This is a genomic window from Bradyrhizobium sp. SZCCT0153 (assembly GCF_018129995.1).
Classification (GTDB): Bacteria; Pseudomonadota; Alphaproteobacteria; order Rhizobiales; family Xanthobacteraceae; genus Bradyrhizobium; species Bradyrhizobium japonicum_G.
In genome coordinates this window covers 851549-870840 of record NZ_JAFCKS010000001.1, presented here as the reverse complement: position 1 = coordinate 870840, position 19292 = coordinate 851549, and the positions used below count along the sequence as shown (strand labels likewise).

General features: G+C 64.1%; 17 protein-coding genes. 6 read left to right on the top strand and 11 right to left on the bottom strand.

The features are described from left to right. Positions 1 to 13: 13 nt before the first annotated feature. From JQ572_RS04320 to JQ572_RS04295, 6 genes are all read right to left on the bottom strand, one after another. Positions 14 to 2296: a glycosyltransferase family 4 protein gene (locus JQ572_RS04320; protein ID WP_211381715.1), complete on the bottom strand. Its 2283-nt coding sequence runs from the start codon at positions 2294 to 2296 to the stop codon at positions 14 to 16. Then, positions 2293 to 3204: a class I mannose-6-phosphate isomerase gene (locus JQ572_RS04315; RefSeq protein ID WP_211381714.1), complete on the bottom strand. Its 912-nt coding sequence runs from the start codon at positions 3202 to 3204 to the stop codon at positions 2293 to 2295. Before JQ572_RS04315 ends, JQ572_RS04320 begins: the two co-directional genes overlap by 4 nt. An 878-nt stretch (positions 3205 to 4082) precedes the next feature. Further along, positions 4083 to 4760: an SNARE-associated domain-containing protein gene (locus JQ572_RS04310; protein WP_211381713.1), complete on the bottom strand. Its 678-nt coding sequence runs from the start codon at positions 4758 to 4760 to the stop codon at positions 4083 to 4085. 138 nt (positions 4761 to 4898) lie between these two features. Further along, on the bottom strand, positions 4899 to 5381 hold the full coding sequence (gene greA / locus JQ572_RS04305; protein WP_211381712.1) for a transcription elongation factor GreA: 483 nt from the start codon (positions 5379 to 5381) through the stop codon (positions 4899 to 4901). Between the two features lie 39 nt (positions 5382 to 5420). Then, on the bottom strand, positions 5421 to 5933 hold the full coding sequence (locus tag JQ572_RS04300) for a hypothetical protein (RefSeq protein WP_211381711.1): 513 nt from the start codon (positions 5931 to 5933) through the stop codon (positions 5421 to 5423). Between the two features lie 157 nt (positions 5934 to 6090). Continuing rightward, a complete protein-coding gene (locus tag JQ572_RS04295; RefSeq protein WP_211381710.1) occupies positions 6091 to 6429 on the bottom strand; it encodes a hypothetical protein in 339 nt (112 codons plus the stop codon). 611 nt (positions 6430 to 7040) lie between these two features. Between JQ572_RS04295 and JQ572_RS04290 the strand changes: the two genes are divergently transcribed. Then, positions 7041 to 8579 (top strand): peroxidase family protein, encoded by a 1539-nt coding sequence (locus JQ572_RS04290; RefSeq protein WP_211381709.1) that lies wholly within the window; start codon positions 7041 to 7043, stop codon positions 8577 to 8579. A gap of 373 nt (positions 8580 to 8952) precedes the next feature. Here JQ572_RS04290 and JQ572_RS04285 read toward each other — a convergent pair whose 3' ends face one another. From JQ572_RS04285 to JQ572_RS04275, 3 genes are all read right to left on the bottom strand, one after another. Then, on the bottom strand, positions 8953 to 9651 hold the full coding sequence (locus tag JQ572_RS04285) for a peroxiredoxin-like family protein (protein ID WP_211381708.1): 699 nt from the start codon (positions 9649 to 9651) through the stop codon (positions 8953 to 8955). A 70-nt stretch (positions 9652 to 9721) separates the two neighbouring features. Beyond that, a complete protein-coding gene (locus tag JQ572_RS04280) occupies positions 9722 to 10240 on the bottom strand; it encodes a hypothetical protein (RefSeq protein WP_211381707.1) in 519 nt (172 codons plus the stop codon). Between the two features lie 37 nt (positions 10241 to 10277). Then, positions 10278 to 11825 (bottom strand): acetolactate synthase large subunit, encoded by a 1548-nt coding sequence (locus JQ572_RS04275; RefSeq protein WP_211381706.1) that lies wholly within the window; start codon positions 11823 to 11825, stop codon positions 10278 to 10280. A 266-nt stretch (positions 11826 to 12091) separates the two neighbouring features. Here JQ572_RS04275 and JQ572_RS04270 point away from each other — a divergent pair, with 266 nt between their 5' ends. Further along, positions 12092 to 12670: a L,D-transpeptidase gene (locus JQ572_RS04270; RefSeq protein ID WP_211381705.1), complete on the top strand. Its 579-nt coding sequence runs from the start codon at positions 12092 to 12094 to the stop codon at positions 12668 to 12670. 86 nt (positions 12671 to 12756) lie between these two features. Further along, positions 12757 to 13569, top strand: a complete 813-nt coding sequence (locus JQ572_RS04265; protein WP_211382410.1) for a DUF2927 domain-containing protein — start codon at positions 12757 to 12759, stop codon at positions 13567 to 13569. A 24-nt stretch (positions 13570 to 13593) separates the two neighbouring features. Here the strand turns inward: JQ572_RS04265 and JQ572_RS04260 are convergent, their stop codons facing one another. Both JQ572_RS04260 and JQ572_RS04255 read right to left on the bottom strand, forming a co-directional pair. Then, positions 13594 to 14400 (bottom strand): class I SAM-dependent methyltransferase, encoded by an 807-nt coding sequence (locus JQ572_RS04260; RefSeq protein WP_211381704.1) that lies wholly within the window; start codon positions 14398 to 14400, stop codon positions 13594 to 13596. A gap of 99 nt (positions 14401 to 14499) precedes the next feature. Further along, a complete protein-coding gene (locus JQ572_RS04255; RefSeq protein ID WP_211381703.1) occupies positions 14500 to 15627 on the bottom strand; it encodes a threonine synthase in 1128 nt (375 codons plus the stop codon). 380 nt (positions 15628 to 16007) lie between these two features. On the opposite strand from JQ572_RS04255, the gene JQ572_RS04250 reads away from it, so the two are divergent. The 3 genes from JQ572_RS04250 (at position 16008) to upp (ending at position 19286) form a co-directional block, all read left to right on the top strand. After that, on the top strand, positions 16008 to 17264 hold the full coding sequence (locus JQ572_RS04250; RefSeq protein WP_211381702.1) for a GTP cyclohydrolase II: 1257 nt from the start codon (positions 16008 to 16010) through the stop codon (positions 17262 to 17264). Between the two features lie 7 nt (positions 17265 to 17271). Next, positions 17272 to 18510 carry a URC4/urg3 family protein gene (locus JQ572_RS04245; protein WP_211381701.1) on the top strand — a complete coding sequence of 413 codons (1239 nt, stop codon included), beginning with the start codon at positions 17272 to 17274 and terminating at the stop codon, positions 18508 to 18510. A gap of 146 nt (positions 18511 to 18656) precedes the next feature. Then, the gene (gene upp, locus JQ572_RS04240; RefSeq protein WP_211381700.1) at positions 18657 to 19286 is read left to right on the top strand and encodes a uracil phosphoribosyltransferase; all 630 of its coding nucleotides are present in this window, start codon (positions 18657 to 18659) and stop codon (positions 19284 to 19286) included. Positions 19287 to 19292 lie beyond the last annotated feature (6 nt).

The window sequence follows — 19292 nt, the reverse complement described above, 5'->3', positions numbered from 1 at the left end:
AGGTCAACCGAACTCAGACGCCGATGACGCGAAGCGCCGCCGACGGCGTCACGCTGACATTGACGCGCGCAAGCTGACGAATATCCGCAAGACTGAGCAGGTAAGACACGACGGATTCGCCGCCGCGGTTTTCGTTGGCACGGTCGGGATGCAATCCATCCCGGCAACTGCCGGTCTCGGGATCCACGAGCGCGATCGACAAATCGTTCCGGCCAAGAAACCAGGCGAAAACGTTGGTTGCGATCGCTTTCCATTCGGCATGACCTTCCGCGCGCCAGGCGGTCAGGCAGGCTGCGATCGTCGCCGCGGCCTCCACCGGCTGCTGGTCGAACGGGCGAGGCGCCCGGCGCAACTCACCGAAGCCGTCGGTGCCGATGGGGCGAAAATGCCCGGTGGAAGCCGTTTGCTGCGTCATCAGCCAACGCAAGGATCGCAATCCGGCGGCGAGGTAATCCCGTGCTTCCGTAGCCATCCCCGTGAGGATCAGGGCTTGCGACAGACGCGCGTTGTCGTACGCCAGGCCTTCCTCGAACCACGTCCAGTCCGGCGTCTCGACCGACGCGAGACTCGCCATCAACCTGTCGGCCAGAGCAAGCCGGATTGCGCGGGCGCGCGCATCATCGCGAACAGCGGCGCAATAGCCGTCCAGGCCCAGCAGGGTGAAGGCCAACGCGCGGGGCGAACCAAAGGTCTCGACGACAGGCAGTGCCTCGGCAAACAAGCCGGCGGCCCATCGGCGTCGCGACGGGCTTGCGTCCCTGCGTGCGCACTCACCCAGTGCCCACAATGTTCGCCCATGGCTGTCCTCGGAGCCGCGGTCTTCGAGCCAGCTTCGATTGAAACCCATGAAATTGCGAAACCGTCTGGTGTCGGGATTCCACGCATGCTGAACGAACGCGGCAAAACGGGCCGTCAACACTTCGGACAGGCGCGTTTCGCCGGGATTGTTGAGGGCGCACGCCAGCAGCAAGGCACGGGCATTGTCATCCACGCAATAGCCGTGATCCCGGTTCGGCACCGAATGCACGGCGTGCTGGAACAGGCCGGTGTCGTCGCACATCGAGAGAAAATGATCCAGTTGCATATCTGATGCCGCCGGACTGTGGGCGACCGCGACCGGCCCGGTACGCGCCACCACCTTGAGCCAGTCTCCATGACGTGCATTTTCGAACGCGACCATGTAACGCTCGGCCGTGCGCTCCCACGTCATCGATCGACTGATGGCGTAGGCGCGCTCGCGCATCGCCTGCCGGCGAGGGGCATTGGTGAGCAATTGCGCGATTTCCTTGCCGACTGCGACCGCGTTGCCGAAGGGAACGATCACGCCACGGCCGTCATCCAGCAACTCGAGCGCATGCCAATACGGAGTCGAAACGACCGGCTTGCCCAATCCGAAGCTGTAGGCGAGCGTCCCCGACGTCATCTGCGCTTCGTTGAGATAGGGCGTAACGTAGACGTCGCTCATGGAAATGAATTCCAGCAACGTCGCCTGATCGACGAATTGGTCGAGGAATACGACGTGGTCGTCGATGCCAAGCTCGCGCACGCGCGTCATCAGACTCTCGCGATAGGCCTCGCCCTGGTCGCGCACCAGATTGGGATGCGTCGCGCCGAGCACGACATAGACCGCGTCCGGGCGACGTTCCAGGATCAGAGGCATCGCGTCGATCATGACCTCGATGCCCTTGCTGGGGGACAGCAGCCCGAAGGTCAGGATGACGGAACGCCCGCTGAATCCGAGCTTGGCCTTGGCCGCGTCGGGCTCGACAAACGGAAAATCGGGAATGCCGTGGGCAATCACCTCGATCTTGTCGTCCGGCACGCGATAGACGCTGCGCAACATCTCGCGTCCCTTGTTCGCCATCACGATGATCCTGGAAGACGCCTCGACGAGACGCTCCATGACCGCACGCTGCGCGGCGGTCGGCTTGGCCAGCACCGTGTGCAGCGTCGTGACGACAGGCATGCTGAGGCCCGAAAGCAGCTCCAGGATGTGAGCGCCGGCCTCACCGCCGAAGATCCCGAATTCATGTTGCAGGCAAACGACGTCGAATCGGCCCGCATTCAGGAATGCCGCGGCACGGACATAGTCTTCGATGGCGTCATCCTTGATCTGCAGGGCGACGGAAGCGGGATAATCGTAGGCCTGTCCGTGGTCGTTCATTGTAACGATGCTGACCTCCAGGTCCGGCCGCGAATTCGAAATCGCCCTTTCCAGATCGGTCGTGAACGTCGCGATGCCACAACGGCGAGGGAGCGAATTGCCGATGACTGCGATGCGCCGAAGCGGGCTCACGTTCGCGCCTCGGCGAGGCCTGCGAATTGCGGAACTGAATGCGCGACCGGACGGGCATGCTTGCCGGGTTGGTCGAGACTCTGCAACAGCAAATCGACCGGGCGGCTGGCGGGATACGCGATCAGCGCGCTCAATCCATTGTCGCCAACCTCGATGCTGTTGCGGCCGCCACCGATGAAGATGGCTTCCCCGACGGATGCCGGGGCCAGACCGACTGCGGCGTGGCCCTCGAGAATGAGCATCCAGGTCTCCGGTTCGGCAAGCAGCGCCCAGCTCGAACCTCCGGGAAGTTCAATGCGTTCGAGAACGAAATGCTTGCTCGCGACGAGAAGCGTCCGGTTGGCGGTAACGGCCGCCGAATTGCCAAGCGTTCGAAGCGGCCACGGATGGGCAACGGCGACGGCGTTGTCCTCGTGCAATTCACGCTGCCGACCATAGTCGAACAGGCGGAATGTCGTGTCGCTGCGTTGCTGAATTTCCGCGAGCACGATGCCGGCTCCGATGGCGTGGATGGTGCCGGCCGGGATGTAGATGACATCACCTGCGGCAACCGATCGCCAGTGAACGAGTTCGGCGATCGAGCCGTCCTGGATCGATGCACGCAACTGCTGCGCCGTTACCTGATGTTTCAATCCAGCGCCGATCTGCGCGTCGGGCTGGGCCGAGAGGATGTACCATGCCTCGCTCTTGCCGTTCGGCATCCCCATTGCGCGCGCGAACGTGTCATCTGGATGAACCTGGATGGATAACGGTTGACTGGTGAACAGCAGCTTGAGCAGCAAGGCGGGGGTGGGTGCGCTCTCGTCGGATCGCTCGAACCACAGCTCGCCGACGGCACCGCCAGACCCGTCAATATTGCTCCAGGGTTTGAGATCGCCGACGCCCCAGGGCTTGTGGACGACCCGCACGCTGGCATGTTCGGTAGGCATAGGTGATCCTGACCCGTGACGCACACGTCGGGGCGACGTGCCGTTGACCGATTTCGTCAATAGGATTTGGCGTGGCTAAGGCGTCGCGAATCCGGGCAGGCGCCCAAGGCGTCGGATGCTGAGCTCCTCAGGTGGCTACTCCGGCACGCGATTACAACCTCCCGGAGGGCGCTTTACTCGCTCCACTTCGCAACAGCAGCGTTCGTCTCATTTGCTCCACGACGTGCCGCCAGCGTATCCAGGGGCCAAGTCGTACCTGGCTTCCGCAATGTCTCAGTCGATGATGGATGTCGGAGTGCTGGATTTCGGTCCCCAGGAAGGACGAGGCCCAGTCCATGCCGGGAGCGAATCCCATTCGGCCCATCGCATACGGCGCTCCTCATCTCCCACCCTGACAAAGACGAAAGCCGCGTCATCACTTCCCGTTTTCGATCCAGCGAACACGGCCGGCATTCCATACGCATTCCTGATCGTTGCTTTGTTGGCCATTGCGACCTCCTGGCGGGTTTGTTGCGCGGTCCGGACCGCAGAAGGGCCGACGTTAAAAGATAAACGCGGCCGCGATGAGCAGCACGAAAACGACCAGCAGCAGCGTCGGAGGCACGCCCCACTCACGCAAATCGAATTTGGCTGGATTTGACACCTGACCGCCTCCTTAGCTTGGGCGGGAGCGCAACGCTCTCAGTCACCGATAGACTGCCAGGGGCGCGCGGTGATGCCTCAGGTATAACCACTTCTGGCCGAATAGCGAGAAATTTGCAGACTTATTCCCAAATCCGCCAGGATGGGGCCTGCTGCGGTCTCGCCATCAAGAGGAACCATCCGCGAGTACGGCGCTCTGCTCGCTTGTTCAGGCTTCATGCGGCCCGAGCCGGCCGCAAGGCTGCGTAGAGGCCGACGAGGGTCCCGATGGCGACCAGCGCTGCCGCCAGCAGCACCTGCAATTCCCCATCGTCGGTCGTGCCGATGGACGACACGAGTCTGGTCACGACGACGAACAGAATGCCCACGGAGGCCGCTGCGCCCACGCTGAGATAGGCGAGCTCTCGCGTCAGGTTCCGGCCGAGAAGTCCGAGTGCCGTGAAATACATCGCGCAAGCGTTGGGATGAACGAACAAGGCGACGCGCGCGTAAGGACCGTAGGCGTCGAGAAGCGACTCACACCGGTTCAGTGCCGCCTTTGAGGCAACCCGCTGCAACAACGGTCTGAAAAAACGAGCCTGTCCGTAACTCAAGACGGCGCCCACGATGATGGCGAGCCACGCCACGACGAAAACGGAGACATCCGCGGGCTTCGGATTGAGCGCCACGGACATCAGGATGAGCGCGGTTCCGGGGAAATAGCCGAAATACGGGAAGACGGACTCCAGGAGCACGCAGACGAATATGAATACCGGAAACCACGGTGAACCGGTCGCATCCTGGACGATGGCGTTCAAGTCGAAGAGATCAGTCCTGTACAGGACGAGGTACATGCACATGGCCAACCCGGCCAGCGCATAAAACGGCAACGCTCCCGACAAAAACCGTCTCATCCAACCATCGGGCTTTGTTGCGCGGACACGGCGGAGACCATCGATATCAGGACGAGACAATTGAAACGCATGACACATGGTTTAGGCGAATGAGATCGCCCCTGTCGATAGCAATCCTCGCCTCGCCCTGCGCGCCCCTCATGCGATCGACAGAATCTCGATCTCCTGCGTGCCCGCCCCAACGACGTCTCCGACCGCCTTCCCCATCAGCGACTTCGCGACCGGCGCGACGAACGAGATCGAGCCTGCCTTGGGGTCGGCTTCGTCCTCGCCGACGATGCGATAGGTCTGCACGCGGCCGTCAGGGCGGCTGAAGGTCACCGTGCTGCCGAAGGCGACGATATCGGTCGAGGCCGGATGAGGAACGACCTGCGCCGTGCGCAGCCGTTCGGTGAGATAGCGGGCGTCCCGCAACGGCACCGCCGACTGCCGGCGCCTCTCGTTGACGTCCTCGATGGCTTGCGCGGCTTCATAGGCCTCGCGCGCTTCGTCGAGCTGTCTCTGCAACGCCTGCAAGCCTGCTTCCGTCACGAGGTTGGGATGCGGCGAGATCGGGCGATCCGGCAGCAGCGTCTCTGCCGCGGTTTCGGCGCTCTCTTCCTTGGTAAAGGCGACGCTCAATGCAAAATCCTGTCGAACTGTTTTGGACGATTTGCCGAATTATATCTCAAGTTCGACGAAACGGCGCAGCTTGAAGACGAGGTCCGGCATGGCCTGGCGGAACCGCGTCGCATTCTGGAACGTCGTCGAGAACGGCGCGAAGGTGATCATCGCGTTCCAGTGCCGGTAGCCGTAGACCGTGACTGAGGCGCCGGTCGCCGGAAAATCCTCCAGTTTGCGCAGCTCGCCGAGCACGAGATCGGCAATCGCTTCCGCAGGCAGCAATTGCCTGCCGTCCGGCGTCGTGGCGATCTTCACCGGCGGCTCGACCGGCTTTGTGACTGCCGGCACGGTTTCGGCCGCTTTCTCGGGCTTGATCTCGGCCTTGTTCTCGGCCTTGGCCGGCGCAGCATCGGGGGTGGGCGGCTCGACCAGCTCAAACCCGTTCGTCGGCGCGGTCGGGGGAACCTCGGTGAGCGGCGGCGGTACGATACTGTCTGCTGAGCGCTTGTTGCCTCCCAGGATGCTGCTGATCATGGCCACAAGGCCAGCATCCTTCACGTCGTCACTCATTGCTCCCCCCGGGCTTTGGCCTAATCTAGCACCGCTCTCGCAGACCGCCACCGGGGATGTGGGGCCGGAATCGGCAGGGCCAAGATCCCATTCCAGGGCCGTCCTTCGAGGACATCGGCGGCGCAAAGGCTGATCGCCTCGCGCCGCCGCGCGATCGTCACTGCTTATCGAACGGAATGTATTGCTGATACTGCTTGGGCACCGAACTGCGGTAGCGCGCGGGCACGGTGCCGCTGTCGACCGAATGATCGATCTCCTGCTGCCGCGTCATCTTCTTCTTCGCGGACTTCTTCGACGCGCTCTTCTTGGAATCGCTCGGCTGGCTGGAGCTGTCGGTGGCTGCGCCGGGCGCCGTCGTCGTCGCTGCCGGCGCAGTCGTTGTCGCCGCAGGCGCCGCGGTGCCGGCGGCAGCAGGCGCGCCCTGGGCCAGCGCGAGCGGTGTTTGCGTGAGAAGCGCCAGCGCTGCTGTCGCAGCCAGCAAGTATGACCTATGCATCAGAACCTCCAAAATACCTGATCGGAATGTGGCAAGCGTAGTTCTCCCGGGGAGACGCATGCAAGTCTGCTCACGATAGGCCGGAACCCCATCGCAAACTGTGGCCGAGATCACATAGCCGGCCGCTCGCTGCGGCACGATGTGCCTCGTCGCGAACGCAAGGCATTCCATCGCTCGCGGCCCTGCTCGCCGTAGCATCCCCGGCCGCGCAGGCGCATCCTTCGAACGATCGATATCATCGCCTGCGCTGTACGTTCGCGCAGCAGCGCAACGACCGACGACGTCGCGGCGTGCGCGCACGACGCGCGCGTCGCTACAATCTCGACGTGAAGACGATCCGTCTCGCCGACGATCCCGCGAATTGACACTGCGCGAAGCCGCTTGCGTCTTTCGATGACGAGAATGTTATCCGCCATCGTTCCGGGAAGAATTTGCAAAGCGCAGCCGCAGCTTGTCCATCGCGCTTGCTCCCGGAACAGCATCGATGCCGCGCAACGTGTGAAGTGGCGGCTTGTGGCGTCCAAACGCCTGATCTAGCCTGACATGCATATTATGTTGAAAACAACTTTAGCTTTATTTGTTCCACCGTGACTTTTCAGGGAGGTGTTTCAATGACCAGCCGCCACGCAGTTGTTCCGCGCGGTCTGAACGCAACGCGTTCGTCGCTTTCGCAAGGCCGCTTCGGACGCATGTTCCGCAAGCTCGCACCGGCCAAATTCGGCCCGAACGATTCCGACAATGTCGCGAACCTGTCGGCGCTGGCCGACAAGATGGTCGCCGACTTCGACGGACCGAAGGACGGGCCGGATGCGGAAGAGAGCGGCATTCCCGCGCTCTACACCTATTTCGGCCAGTTCATCGACCACGACATCACCTTCGATCCGGTCAGCTCGCTGACCAAGCTGCAGGACCCCGACGGGCTCGTCGACTTCCGCACGCCGTCGCTCGACCTGGACAATCTCTACGGCCGTGGCCCGAACGATCAGCCGTACATGTATGACGGTATCAAGTTCCGCCTCGGCGAGAAGGTCACCGGCGCGGGCGTACCGGATGCCAGCGACCTGCCGCGCTTCAAGGGCCGCGCGCTGATCGGCGATCCCCGCAACGACGAGAACAGCATCGTCTCGCAGTTCCAGGCCTTGATGCTGCGCTTTCACAACCGCATGGTCGACGACAATGACAGCCTGTCGTTCGAAGACGTGCAGAAGCGCGTCAGATTCCACTATCAATACGTGGTGCTGAACGACTTCCTGCCGCGCATCGTCCACGCCAGCGTGCTTGACCAGCTGAAGACCGCAGGTCACTACGACCGCAGCAAGCTCGCCCACTACCATTGGAAGACCTATCCGTTCATGCCGGTCGAGTTCTCGGTCGCGGCCTACCGGCTCGGGCACTCCATGATCCGTCCCGGCTACCGGCTGAACGACGCGGCCAACATGCTGCTGCAGATCTTCCCCGATCCCAACAATCCCGACCACAACGCACTGACCGGCTTCCGTTCCATGGGACCGGGACGCGCCATGGACTGGGGCCGCTTCATCGATCTGGACACGCGCCCCTACGGCGTCGAGGACGACGACACCAATCCCGACAACAAGAGACGGCTTCAGTTCGCCTATCGCATCGATACCTCGCTGGTCGATCCACTGCGCAAGCTGCCGCCGGAGGTCGCCTCCAATCCGTCGTCACTGGCGCTGCGCAATCTCGAGCGCGGCTGGCGGCTCGGACTGCCGTCGGGCCAGGCCGTCGCCAGGGCGATGAACCTGACGCCGCTGACCGACGATCAGATCATCATCGGCAAGGCCGTCGACGAGCCGGGACCGGGCGATCCGCAAGTCAAGATCGCGAACATCGCGAACGGCGTGTTTGCCGACAACTGCCCGCTCTGGACCTACATCCTGGCCGAGGCGCGCAACTTCCACACCGATGTGATGGTCCCGGCGACCGGCGCGCCGGCGACGGGAGTCAGGACGCCGCAACTCGGGCCGGTCGGCGGCCGCATCGTCGCCGAAGTCTTCCTGGGCATGATGTTCGGTGACAATTCCTCCGTGCTGTCGCAGGACCCGAACTGGACGCCGGTGACCGGCTCCGGCTTCGCACTGAAGGACCTCGTCGCCTACGCGCTCGGCCAGGGCGATCCCCTGCACTGAGCACGTGACGGACGATGATGCAAAGGCCGCTCGTGTCGTGCGAGCGGCCCTTTGTCATCGCGCGCGACGGGGAGAGGCGACCGTGCTGCTAGAGCATGATCCGGAAAAGTGCGAAGCGGTTTTCCGAAAGATCATGCTCAAACAAGAACCTAAAGCGCGATGACGATTCATCCCAACCTCAACGCGCTTTAGCGCGCATCGAGTCAGCCAAAGATTAGCCAGCTCACAGGCGTGGCCTCATAAACTCGTCGAGTCCGGATTGCTCTCAGAAGGCGACATTGAGACCGACATGCCAACAGTTCGGCCTTGGCCAAAGGCGGAAGTGAATACGTTTTCCTGCCGCCACACTCGATCTTCCAATGTGCGATATCGGTTATCGCTGTAGCGCCCGGCAAATTGCAATGATCTCCTGCGGTTCAGGCCGGTTGCGATAGTCTGCATCGACATGCGCGTAGACAATATGCCCGGATCGATCAATCACGAATGTACCAGGTACGGGAAGTATCCACTTGCCGTCGGCATTTCGCTTCTCAAGATCGATGTTCGAGCCTTTCAATATACTTTTTGCGGCATCATCCATTTCGAAGGTAAGACCGAATTGTTCGGCTATCTTCCCACCCTGATCGATCAGGACCGGAAATATCGAGCCGGCGGAAGTGGTATTGTCAGAAAAAACCGGGACGGCCTCCGGAGACACCGCTATCAAGGCTGCGTTGGCTTCGGACAACAGCGATTGAACTCCAAGCAGCCCACGGAGGTAGACATTGCAGTATCCGCACCAAGTGCCGCGGTAAAAGACCATAACCAGAGAAGAGTACTTGTTCTGGGCAAGATGCTCGGCCAGACTCCATGTTCCGCCCTCAGCCATCGGCATCGAAAAGTCCGGTGCTTTGTCGCCAACGCCGACGGCTTTGGTTCTCACGCGCAAAGCCTGAATGGCAGGATCTATCTGGCCCCCGAACAGGATGTTCGCTTGTTCGACACCTCGCCGTGCGATCAGATTTTCGCTGAACAGGGCAAGGGAAGCTGCGAGAGGGACGGTGGGCCGATTGTGAGCACTTTCATTGCTCATGTTTCACTCCATGGCAATTTGGGGCGACTTCCGCTTTGACCTCGACATCTGACGCTTACGAGATCGCGCCTCAATGCGCGGCCCCGAGGCCGATCTCTTCCAGCCGCGTTGCGAACCAGCGCGACAGCGGCTGATCGAGGAGGCCGCTGACATAGACCTCCGACATCGTCACATTGTGCGCGTCCAGCACCAGCAGCACGCCGATCCAATAGGCGAACCAGACATGCGCGTCGGTCAGCGCCATCAGCTTGTGCTGGTCGTGATCGAGCGCGGTGTGGTTGCTCGCCTTGCGGATCTCCACGGTGAGCAGATTGTTCGGGATCTCGCGCTGATGCACGACGACGTCGGGATAGATCGACTTGCCCAGATGATCGTCGGTCGAGATGATGGTGCCGTGCGGCAGGTGCAGCGTGCGCTCGCCGAGCCGGTCGTAGTTGCAGTCGACCGCCCAGCCGGCGAACTGCTTCTCCAGATGCACGGCGAAGCGGTGCGTGATCGCCCGCTCGCCAAGGTCCTTCTCGAACAGGAAACCCTCGTTGGCGTAGAAGTCCCGGAGCGCCGCGATCACCTTGTTCAGCTCGGTCTGCATCTTGCCCCCCGGCCCTCGGCGCTCCTGATGCTGTGCCCTACATCTGGACTTCGATCAGCCGCGGTCCGGGCTCGGCGACAGCCTCGGCCAGCGCCTTGTTGAATTCGTCCGCGCTGGTGACGGCGCGGCCGGGCACGCCCATGCCCTTGGCCAGCGCCACGAAATCCAGCGTCGGACGGTCGAGCCGCAGCATGTCGTTGGCGCGCTGGCCGGGCTCGCCGGCGCCGACATTGTCGAACTCGCCGCGCAGGATCTGGTAGATGCGGTTGGCGAACACGATGGTGACGATGTTGAGGTTCTCTCTCGCCTGCGTCCACAGCGACTGGATCGTGTACATCGCGCTGCCGTCGCCGACCATGGTGATCACCTTGCGGTCCGGGCAAGCGATCGCGGCGCCGATCGAGAGCGGCGTCGAGAAGCCGATCGAGCCGCCCATGTTCTGGAGCCAGTCGTGCGGGGCGGCGGCCGCCGTCGGCGGGAAGAAGGCCCGGCCGGTGGTGAGGGATTCGTCGACCATGATCGCGTTCTCGGGGATCGCGTAGGCGATCGCCTGCGCGATCGAGGCGTGGGTCAGCGCGCCGGTCGGCTTGACCAGATCGGCCAGGGCCTGCGGCTTGACGTCCTTCGCACTGGCCTTCACAGCGCCCGCGAGCGCTTCGAGCGCGGCGACCGAATTCTCGCCCCAGGAGGTCATGCGGTGCACGTCGCAACCCTCGGGCCTGAGCACGCTCGGCTTGTTCGGATAGGCGAAGAACGCCACGGGGTCGTCGGACTCGACCAGCACGATGTGACGGAATTTCGCCAGCATCGGAATTGCGTTCTCGATCACGTAGTGAATGCGGTCGATCGAGTAGCGGCCGCGGCCGCGCGCCATCTTCGGGCGGAAGGTCGGGCCCATCACGGTGCAGCCGGTCTTGTTCGCGATGCGCTCGGCCAGCGCCAGGCCCTGCTCGGAGAGCGCGCTGCCGGTCATCAGCAGCAGCGTGCCCTCGCCGTCGCCATGCAGGATCTTCGCGGCCTGCTCGACCGCCTGCGGCGAATAGCTCGCGCGCTGCTGCTCGGCCGGAACCTCGGCGATGCCGTCGGCCTCGTTCCAGGCGGTGTCGGCGGGCAGGATCAGGGTCGCGATCTGCGGCGGTGCGCTTCTGGCGGCGGCGATCGCCGCGGCGCCGTCAGCGGCGATCGATTTGGAGTCCGGCGAGGTGCGGACCCAGGACGACATCGGCCGGGCAAGGCCCTCGATGTCGGAGGTCAGCGGCGCGTTGTAGCCGATATGGTAGATCGCATGCTGGCCGACGATGTTGACGATGCCGGAATTCGCCTTCTTGGCGTTGTGCAGATTGGCAAGGCCGTTGGCGAGGCCGGGACCGAGATGCAACAGGGTCGAGGCCGGCGTGCCCTTCATCCGGAAATAGCCGTCGGCAGCGCCCGTCACCACGCCTTCGAACAGCCCGAGCACGCAGCGCATGCCCGGGACGCGGTCGAGCGCTGCGACAAAATGCATCTCGGAGGTACCCGGGTTGGTGAAGCAGACGTCCACCCCGCCCTTGACCATCGTCCGCACCAGGCTTTCCGCACCGTTCATCCGTCAGCTCCCGCAACCGGCAATGTCCAATTATCCGTCCGATCAATCATTGTTCGCTGGTTCCGTCAAAGCAATAGGCGGCATCGCGGCCCAGCCCCGCGCGACGATGCGCAGGTTTGGCTAATGCTTTCCGACCAATCGGCGTGGTTGCCGATTTGGTAACGCCGATCGCCGAGGATGACGTCCCTCACGGCGCCGTGGCTTGCGAAATGCCCGCAAATATGGCCTGTGGCTTTCGTTGAATCGATTTTTTGCTGGGGGAAACAATGATCCGGTTTTTTGCCGCGCCGATTGCCGCCATCGCATTGCTGTCGGCCACATTGGGCGGCGCCTCTGCGGCCGGAATGTTCGACTTCACGGGTACCAGTTCCACCGGGTATCTCGGCGGCGGCGGCGTGAGCCCGATCCCCCGGACCACCGTCATGTACAACGGCAATTATGCCCCCGGCACCGTCGTGGTGAACACGGCCGAGCGGCGGCTGTATCTGGTGCTCCAGAACGGCCAGGCGCTGCGCTACGGCATCGGCGTCGGCCGCGACGGCTTCCGCTGGGGCGGGGTGCACAGGATCACGGCCAAGAAGGAATGGCCGGACTGGACGCCGCCGTCGCAGATGCTGGCCCGCCGGCCCGACCTGCCGCGCCACATGAAGGGCGGCATCGAGAACCCGCTCGGCGCGCGCGCGATGTATCTGGGCTCGACGCTGTACCGCATCCACGGCTCCAACGAGCCGGAGACGATCGGCCAGGCGGTGTCCTCGGGCTGCTTCCGCATGACCAATGACGACGTCAGCGACCTCTACAGCCGCGTCTCGGTCGGCACCCCCGTGGTCGTGCTGAACAACTAGCCGGGCAGCGAACGGCCGCAATCCGACGGGTTGGGTGAATATGCGGTCTTGTGCGTCGCTTCCGAATACGGCAGCGTCGCATGGCAATGAGCGCACTGGTCCCGCCTTCGTCCGGCTTTCGCATCGCCCTGCTGGCGCTCGCCACCTTCGGGTTCGCCCCTGACACCACCATCGCCGTCGCGGGCGAATTGCCCGCGATCGCCTCGCGCCAGCGCGCCGAGAAGAAGAATTTTACCGACGGCGAGATCGTCGAAGGCTTCCTGAAAACGGCGTTCGGCGCCGAGTATCATCTCGCCGGCCGCGTCGACCGCATCCGCAAGTTCGACGGGCCGGTGCGCGTGTTCGCCGAGAGCGACCGCGCCGACCGCAAGACCCAGCTCGCCAAAGTCGTGGCCGACATCGGCACCCGCGTGCAGCATCTCGACATCGCCATGACCGACTCCAGCGAGGCGGCGAACGTGCGCGTGAAGCTCGTGCGCGACCGCGATCTGTTCCGCACCATCTCGAGTTTCTACGGCGCGGAGAAGGCCCGCGAGATCCGCACCTCGCTCGATCCGCAATGCCTGTCCGGCTTTCGCAAGAACGAGCATTTCGAGATCGAGCATTCCGACGTCATCCTCACCGTCGACAACGGCGATTTCACCTTCCTCGACTGCGCCTATGAGGAGCTGCTGCAATCGCTTGGGCCGATCAACGACACCGCGAGCGTGCCGTGGACGATGTTCAACGACAACGTCTCGATGGGCTATTTCGACGTCTACGACCAATACATCCTCAATCTGCTCTACGATCCCCGCATCAAGGCCGGCATGACCGTGGCCGAGGTCAAGGCGGCGCTGCCCGGCGTGCTCACCGATGTGCGCATCTGGGTGAAGCGCGTGAACGACCTGAAGGAGTGAGGCTCTGCCCCTCCCCTGGGGGCCTCACACCTTCGTCGCCTTCGTCATCAGGAACTGCTGGCGCATGACGTTGTTGCCGGCGTCGAAATATTCCGAGATCAGCGCCTCGAACCCGGCGCGGAAGCTCTTGAGCTTGTCCGGCTCGTCCTTGTACTGGCCGATCAGCTTGATCAAAGGTCCGATGGTCGTTTCCATGGTGCGGCGAAAATGCTGCGGACTGAGTGCGGACGGCGTCATCATGTCCATCTCGAAGCGGAGATCCGCCACCTTGCCCGCGAGGCGCTCGGTGACGATCTTCGGATCGCCCCACAGCACCGGCGATGCAACGCCCTCGGGCGGCGGCAAATGGCGGCCGATCAGCGCGAACATCCGTCCGACGTAGAGATGCGGCGGCCAAGTGGAGAAGGCGATGGTGCCGCCCGGCTTCAGCACGCGCAGCATCTCGGCAATGGTGACGTCGGGGCGCGGCGCGAACATGTGGCCGAACTGGCTCAGCACCACATCGAACTCATTGTCCCCGTAAGGCAGGCTCTCGGCGTCGCCGTCGGCGAAGTCGACATCGAGCTTCGCCAATTGCGCGTGCTCGCGGGCGCGCTCGATCAAGACCGGCGACAGATCGAGACCCCTGACTTTTGCGCCGCGGCGCGCCGCCGTGATCGCGACGACACCGGTGCCGCATCCGACATCGAGCAGCCTTTGGCCGGCGGCAACGCCGGCAAAACCAACGAGCTTGGCGGCACTCGGCGTCGTGAACACCTCCATCGGCGTAAACAGCGACCAGGCCTCCTTCTGGACTGCCTTGAAACCTGCAAACGGATCCTGCTCGGTCACGGAACTCTCCTTTGCTCGAGGTCGATCTTCATGAGGCTCGCAAGGGTCGCCGAAGGTTCAACGCACGCGCAAGGGCCGTCCAAGGGCGGTCGCGCCGGCCTATTGAACGAGATCGGCGACGGTGGTTGCCGCCTTGAGGCCGGTGCCGGTCAGGACTGCGACCGTGGTCTCGTTCGCCTTGATGGCACCGTTGGCGGAGAGTTTTTCCAGCGCCGCGGCCGCGCTGGCGCTGGTCGGTTCGGCAAACAGGCCTTGGCGGGCAAGACGCCGCAGGGCGGCGACGATCTCGTCCTCGGTGAGCGCGACGGTGCCGCCGCCGCTCTCGCGCAAGGCGCCGATGATCTCGCGCAGGCGCAGCGGATGCTTGATCGCGGTGCCTTCGGCAATGGTCTTGCTCACCTCGCGCGCGACAGGCGTATCGACGCCGGCCCGAAAGCTCGCGTCGATCGGCGAGCAGTTTTGCGGCTGCGCCGCGAACAGGCGCGGCAGCCTTGCGATCTGGCCGGCCTTGAGCAGCTCGCGGAAGCCGAAGGCGCAGCCGAGCAGGCTGCTGCCGGCGCCGACGGGGACGATGACATTGTCGGGCGCGCGAAAACCGAGGTCTTCCCAGATCTCGTAGGCGAGCGACTTGGTGCCTTCGAGGAAGAACGGCTGCCAGTTGTGGCTGGCGTAAAAAGTCTGGCTCGACTGGCGGATGGCCTCGGCCTCAGACTCCTCGCGCGGGCCCTCGACGAGCTGCACCGCGGCGCCATAGGCACGCACCTGCGCAATCTTCGCCGGCGAGGTCGACGCCGGTGCAAGGATTTTCACGCGCATGCCCCCGGCGGCACCTAGCCCGGCCATCGACGAGCCGCCATTGCCGGAAGAGTCTTCAAGGATGGCGTCGACGCCGATCTGCCGCAGGAAGGACAGCATCACCGCCGAGCCGCGGTCCTTGAAGCTGCCGGTCGGATTGAACCATTCGAGCTTGAAGAACGGTCGCAGCTCGCCCCAGTTCTGCTGAACCAGCGGCGTGCAGCCTTCGCCGAGCGTGATCGGCTGCGCGATCGCGACCGGCAGCGCTGCCCGGTAGCGCCAGAGTGAACGCGTGCGGGGCTCGATGTCCTCGCGCGACAGCCCAGCCCCCGGCGTCACCAGCAGCGGCGTACGCTGGTCAGAGCACCAGCGCGGCTGGTCCAGCGGATAAAGCTGTCCGTTGCGGGGATCGATATAGCTGGCGGCGGGCATGGCGGTCTCCAGGGCAAGGGCGTTCTGTGCGACTGGACTGATGACATGTTTTGTCCAGAAACTCGACGGCCGCCGCGCAGACCAGGCACCGCCCCTTGAAAATACAAAAATAACAATTATTTCAGTATCTTACACTAATCGCGACGGCGCGCGGGCAAGGCTCGCCGGCGTGAGGTTGCGGCGCACGGAAGAGCCCCGCCGGCGCGCTGATGACGGGAATTTGGCGGCGAACGGCCCTGCCCCGCACAGCACGATTAACTTGTCTGTCGTGGCTGGCCGCTACAATATGTTGGATTGAGCTTGCGTCGCCGGCGTTCCGGCAGCGCAACAGAGCCAGGCCCGTCCGAGCGGCGGGCCGTTGGCTTTTTGGGAGCCTGGACATGAGCCGCGCGAACCGTACCGACCACATCCGCCTGACCTCCCATCCGGAGCCGGGCCGGAAGGCCGCCTTTCCGATCCACTGGGGCGCCGCCGACGCGCGCGCCCGCGGGCCGATCATCGGCACGGTGTCGCGCGCTGGGGATCGCAACGTGATCGGCAGCCATGGCGGCTCCTATGCGATGTACCGGGCGCTCGCCGTCTCCGCCGGCGCGCTCGATCCGATCCGGCGCCCCGACCTCACCAACACGTTCCCCGCGGCGACCATCGGACCGTTCGAGCAATGGCGCGATCCCGCAAAGATCGTCGCGCTCGATCCCTGGGGTCATCTGGTCGCCGAGAATTTCGGCAAGGAGATCGCCGAGGGCTCCGACATCCGGCCGAGCATCGCGGTAACGCGCGCGCGGCTCGACCTGCCGGAGATCCGCGAGGCGCTGGCCGCAAAACGGCTGCGCGCCGACGGCGAAGTCGTGCATGCCAATGGCAGCGTGTCGGTGGTGAAGATCGCGATCGATCCGGTCTGGTATTTGCCCGGCCTTGCCGAGCGCTTCGCGACCAACGAGACCGAGCTGCGGCGCACGCTGTTCGAGCAGACCGCCGGCATGTTCCCCGAGCTGGTGACCCGGCCGGACATGAAGGTGTTCCTGCCGCCGATCGGCGGCACCACGATCTACATGTTCGGCGATGTGACCAAACTGCCGGACCATCGCACCAAGATCACCTGCCGCGTGCATGACGAGTGCAACGGCTCCGACGTGTTCGGCTCCGACATCTGCACCTGCCGCCCCTACCTCATCCACGGCATCGAGGAATCCGCGCGCGGCGCGCAGGAGGGCGGGCTCGGGCTCGTGATCTACAACCGCAAGGAAGGCCGCGCGCTCGGCGAGGTCACGAAATTCCTGGTCTACAACGCCCGCAAGCGCCAGGAGGATGGCGATGCGGCCGCCGCCTATTTCGAGCGCACCGAATGCGTCGCCGGCGTCCAGGACGCACGCTTCCAGCAATTGATGCCGGATACCATCCACTGGCTCGGCCTGAAGCGCATCGACCGCTTCCTGTCCATGAGCGACATGAAGCACGACGCGCTGACCTCGCAGGGCATCGACATCGTCGAGCGCGTACCGATCCCGCCGGAGCTGATCCCGGCCGACGCCTATGTCGAGATCGCAGCGAAGAAGGCCGCCGGCTACTACTCGACCGACATCGCGCCGGAGAAGGACGTCAACGGCGTGGTCGGACGGTCGCTGGAAAAATATTGATCGCGTGATGGCGGACGCTTTGGAACTGCAGGCCCGCTCGCTGCTCAGCGCAGAAGCAGTGCGCACGCGGGCCGGAGAGATGCTCGAGATCGGCCTGAACGGCGGGCTCACGCATTTCACCATCGATCTCGACCGCATGGACGGCGTTGCGGAGGCCGTGCTCGCGGTCACGCGCAAGGCCTATCCGACGCTCGATATTCCCTTCCATGCGCGCTGGCGCCACTTCGTGCTCGGCGGCGTCGACCGCTGGGCGCGGCTCGCCGACGCCACGTCGTGGCCGGATCGCGCGGCGCGCGCGCGCGCCGAGTTCGACCTTGCCATCGTCAGCGTGCTGCTCGATGCCGGCGCGGGAGCGGCGTGGCGATACCGTGACGCCGTGACGGGGCAAGATATCGGCCGATCCGAGGGACTTGCGATCGCCAGCCTCGACATGTTCGCGAGCGGACTGTTTTCCGGCGATGCGCGCGCACCGTTCAGGGCCGACGCGGATTTGCTCGCAAAGCTGCCCCTCGCCGCGCTCACCTCCGCTTTTCAGGTGAGCGATGCCAATCCGCTGCTCGGCCTCGAAGGACGCACCGATCTGTTGCGGCGTCTGGGCCGGCTCGTATCCGAACGTGCCGATGTTTTCGGCCTGCGCGATACGCCGCGGCCGGGCGGCCTGTTCGATCACATCGCGGCACAGGCAGTGGGCGGCGCCATCGCCGCGCCCGCGATCCTGTCGGCGGTGCTGAACCAGCTTGGGCCGATCTGGCCGTCGCGCCTCGAACTTGCAGGAATTCCGCTCGGCGATTGCTGGCGCCATCCGGCGATCAAGGCCAACGACGCAACGGCGGGCCTCGTGCCCCTGCACAAGCTGTCGCAATGGCTGAGCTATTCGTTGATCGAACCGCTGCAGCGCGCCGGGCTCGAGGTCACCGACATCGACGGCCTGACCGGGCTTGCCGAATACCGCAATGGCGGCCTGTTCGTCGACCACGAGGTGCTGCGCCTGCGCGATCCCAATGACGCCGAGCGGGCGCATGCGGTGGATTCCCTCCTCGTCGTGGAATGGCGCGCGCTGACCGTGGCGTTGCTGGACCGTTTGGCGGAGCGCGTCCGCGCAAAGCTCGGTCGCACGCCCGAGTCCCTGCCGCTCGCCAGCATTCTGGAAGGCGGCACCTGGGCCGCAGGCCGCGCCATTGCCTTTTCGCGTCGTCCCGATGGCGCGCCGCCGCTCAAGGTGATCAGCGACGGCACGGTTTTCTGACCCTCTCCTTGTGGGAGAGGGTGCCTCGCGTAGCGGGGGTTGCTTCCGCGGGAGTCTCTCTCACTGAAGCTCGCGGAAGGTACCCCTCATCCGGCGCTTCGCGCCATCTTCTCCCACAAGGGGAGAAGGAAGAAAGGCATCCGATCATGGAAGGCGTCACGATCGTCGATCATCCGCTGGTGCAGCACAAGCTGACGCTGGTGCGGGACAAATCCATCTCGACAAAGTCGTTCCGCGAGCTGATCAAGGAGATCGGCATGCTCTTGTGCTACGAGGTGACGCGCGATTTGCCGCTCGCCGATACCGTCATCGAGACGCCGCTGGCGACGATGCACTCGGCCAAGATCGCCGGCAAGAAGCTCGTGTTCGTGCCGATGCTGCGCGCCGGCACAACTTTCGTCGACGGCATGATGGATCTGGTGCCGACCGCGCGCGTCGCGCATATCGGGCTCTATCGCGAGCCGCACAGTTTTGCGGCGGTCGAGTATTTCTTCAAATCGCCGTCCGATCTCAGCGAGCGGCTGGCGATCGTGGTGACGCCGGTGGTTGCGACCGCCAACACGGCGGTGGCCGCGATCGACCGGCTGAAGGAGCGCGGCGCCAAGGACATTCGGCTGGCCTGCCTGATCGCAGCGCCGGAAGGGCTCGAACGGCTGCGCGGTTTGCATCCGGACGTGCCGATCTGGACGGCGGCGGTGGATGAAGGCCTCGACGAGAATGGTTTTATTATCCCCGGCCTCGGTGATGCCGGCGACCGCGCTTACGGGACGCGGTAACGCTGA